This window comes from Streptomyces cahuitamycinicus, from assembly GCF_002891435.1.
In the GTDB taxonomy this organism is placed as follows: Bacteria; Actinomycetota; Actinomycetes; order Streptomycetales; family Streptomycetaceae; genus Streptomyces; species Streptomyces cahuitamycinicus.
In genome coordinates, this window is sequence record NZ_POUC01000680.1 from 1 (window position 1) to 2,843 (window position 2,843).

The 2,843-nt window shown below is 69.4% G+C and carries 4 protein-coding genes; 3 read left to right on the forward strand and 1 reads right to left on the reverse strand.

The window, feature by feature from the left end:
* Together C1J00_RS41525 and C1J00_RS41530 are read left to right on the forward strand one after the other, a co-directional pair.
* Positions 1-450, forward strand: a 450-nt coding sequence (locus C1J00_RS41525) for a LiaF domain-containing protein (protein ID WP_102913991.1), incomplete at its 5' end; no start/stop codon positions are given.
* Between the two features lie 114 nt (positions 451-564).
* The gene (locus C1J00_RS41530; protein ID WP_031132581.1) at positions 565-942 is read left to right on the forward strand and encodes a WhiB family transcriptional regulator; all 378 of its coding nucleotides are present in this window, start codon (positions 565-567) and stop codon (positions 940-942) included.
* 183 nt (positions 943-1,125) lie between these two features.
* On the opposite strand, the gene glpX is transcribed toward C1J00_RS41530, so the two are convergent.
* Positions 1,126-2,160, reverse strand: a complete 1,035-nt coding sequence (glpX, locus tag C1J00_RS41535) for a class II fructose-bisphosphatase (RefSeq protein ID WP_102913992.1) — start codon at positions 2,158-2,160, stop codon at positions 1,126-1,128.
* 127 nt (positions 2,161-2,287) lie between these two features.
* On the opposite strand from glpX, the gene C1J00_RS41540 reads away from it, so the two are divergent.
* Positions 2,288-2,812: a DUF4245 domain-containing protein gene (locus C1J00_RS41540; protein ID WP_102913993.1), complete on the forward strand. Its 525-nt coding sequence runs from the start codon at positions 2,288-2,290 to the stop codon at positions 2,810-2,812.
* Positions 2,813-2,843 lie beyond the last annotated feature (31 nt).

Here is a 2,843-nt window from a genome sequence, read left to right on the forward strand (position 1 = left end):
GCCCCGCACCGCCCCACCGTCGGCGCCCTCCCGGTCGACCCGGACGACAACGTGGTCGCGGTCTTCAGTGGCGCGGTCCGCAAGGGCCGTTGGCGCGCAGGCCGCCGTATCCACGCGTACGCCGTCTTCGGCAGTGTGGAGATAGACCTCAGCGAGGCCCTGTTCGACCACCAGCAGGTCGTGGTCAAGTCGTTCGCGATCTTCGGCAGCGTCGAGATCCGCGTCCCGGAGAACGTGTCACTGCGCGGCACGGGCAGCGGCGTACTCGGCAGCTTCGAGGTGGACACCCTCGACTCGGGCGACCCACAGGCCCCCATCGTCTACGTCGACGGCTGGGCCGTCCTGGGCAGCGTCGAGGCACGGCCCAGGCGGGGCAAGGTCGTCGCGGACATCCTGGACCGGGTGGAGCGCAAGGTCGACAGGAGTTTGCGCAAACACCTCGGGCATTGACAGTCGCGAATCCCCCGAAACCGGCGGTTCGGAACTCAGTGCATAGGCGCGCGTACAGCGGGTAGGCCTTGCTGCATCGTCTCTCGCTCGCGAAGCCGTCGTCAGGAGTAGACCGTGCTGCAACCGCCGCATTCGTCCCTGCAGGTAGCTGCCGTTCCGGCCCCGCGGGTGCCAGCGCGAGACAGGGACCAGGACGCCCCATGGCACACCGAGGCGGTGTGCCGGCGTGACGAGGCGGGCCTGTTCTTCGCCCCCTCCAAGGAACCGACCGCCGCGAGACTGTCCCGGGAGGAAGCGGCGAAGCGGGTCTGCGCCCGGTGTCCGGTGATGGTCGAGTGCCGCGAACACGCCCTGCTCCAGCCCGAGCCCTACGGCGTCTGGGGCGGCCTCACCGCCGCGGAGCGCCGCGTGGTCCTGGCCCGGCGCCGCCGCCGTGACATGGAGCTGAAGAAGGCGGCCCGCCCGGCGAACCAGATAGCGGCGGCGGGCTGACGGCCCAGCACAACCAAAAGGGCCTGCGCAAAGGATCTACGCAGCGGACCTGCGCAGAGGATCTACGCGACGGACCCGCAAAGAGGGTCTACGAAAACGGGCCGACGAAAACGGGCCGACGAAAGGGCGTCCCCACCGCACCGGGGACGCCCTGTCGCTGTGCCGGTCTTCTTCTCCCCGGGGCTACTTCCCCTTGTCGAAGTCGATCGCGCTGTAGGCCCGCAGCTTGCTCAGCCGGTGCTCGGAGGAGATCCGGCGGACCGTGCCCGACCGCGACCGCATCACGATCGAGTCGGTGGTGGCGTTCTCCGCCCGGTAGCGAACCCCCTGCAGCAGCTCCCCGTCGGTGATGCCCGTGGCCACGAAGAAGACGTTCTCCCCGGTGACGAGGTCCTCGGTCGTCAGCACCCGGTCGAGATCGTGCCCGGCGTCGATCGCCCGCTGCCGCTCCTCGTCGTCCTTGGGCCACAGCTTGCCCTGGATCGTGCCGCCCAGGCACTTCACCGCGCAGGCCGAGATGATGCCCTCGGGCGTACCGCCGATGCCGAGCAGCAGATCGACGCCCGTGCCCTCGCGCAGCGCCAGGATCGAGCCGGCCACGTCGCCGTCGGAGATCAGCTTGATGCGGGCCCCGGTCTCCCGGATCTCGTTGATGATGCCCTCGTGCCGCGGGCGGTCCAGGATCACCACCGTCACGTCCTCCGGCGCGGACCGCTTCGCCTTGGCGACCCGCCGGATGTTCACCGCCACCGGGGCGTTGATGTCGACGAAGTCGGCCGCCTCCGGCCCTGTGACGAGCTTGTCCATGTAGAAGACGGCGGACGGGTCGAACATGGACCCGCGCTCGGCGGCGGCCAGCACCGCGATCGCGTTCGTCATGCCCTTCGCCGTCAGCGTGGTGCCGTCGATCGGGTCGACGGCGATGTCGCACTCGGGCCCGGTCCCGTCGCCCACGCGCTCCCCGTTGAACAGCATGGGGGCTTCGTCCTTCTCGCCCTCGCCGATGACGACGACGCCGTTCATCGACACGGTGGAGACGAGGGTGCGCATGGCGCGTACCGCGGCGCCGTCGGCGCCGTTCTTGTCACCGCGTCCGACCCAGCGGCCCGCGGCCATCGCCGCGGCCTCGGTGACCCGGACCAGTTCCAGGGCGAGGTTGCGGTCGGGGGCCTCGGAGGGCACATCGAGTTCGGACGGCAAGTGATGATGCTCGGTCATCGGAGCGCACCTTTCTGTACGACGACGGCCGGATGAGGGCTTTGTCGCCCGACTCTATCGCCGAGGCCGCAAAATGAGCAGGGGCCCCCACGGATGAGCGCGGCAGGGACCTGCGACGATAGAGGGCGTGGCAGGCAAGAACGGCAAGCAGAAGACGGCACGGGACATGATCCTCTCCATGGGAGTCATCGTCCTCGTGGCAGGCTTCGTGTACCTCTTCATCCCGCACGACGACAGCGCGCCCGACGTCAAGGCCGTCGACTATCGGGTCGAACTGCTCACGGCACGCCGCGCCGCCTCCTACCCGGTGGCCGCGCCCCAGGGTCTGCCTGACACATGGAAGGCCACCTCCGTCCGCTTCCAGGGCGACGAGTTCGACGCCTGGCACCTGGGTTTCCACGACCCCGAGGGGGAGTACGTGGCGGTCGAGCAGTCCACTCAGCGGCGCCCCGCCTTCCTCGACGACGCGACCCAGGGCGCGCGGGAGACCGGGAAGACCGAGAAGATCGCCGGCGAGACGTGGACCCGTTACGAGGGCGGCCGGTACGACGCGCTGGTCCTGGAGGGCACCAAGGGCTCGACGACGGTCGTGACGGGCACCGCCTCGTTCGCGCAGCTGACGAAGATGGCCGAGGCGCTGCGGACGAAGTGAACACGCGTGAGGAAGCTGTCTCTTATACACA

Excerpts from the sequence above, each read along its gene's own strand:
- glpX (WP_102913992.1), bottom strand. The coding sequence starts at position 2,160 with ATGACCGAGCATCATCACTTGCCGTCCGAACTCGATGTGCCCTCCGAG.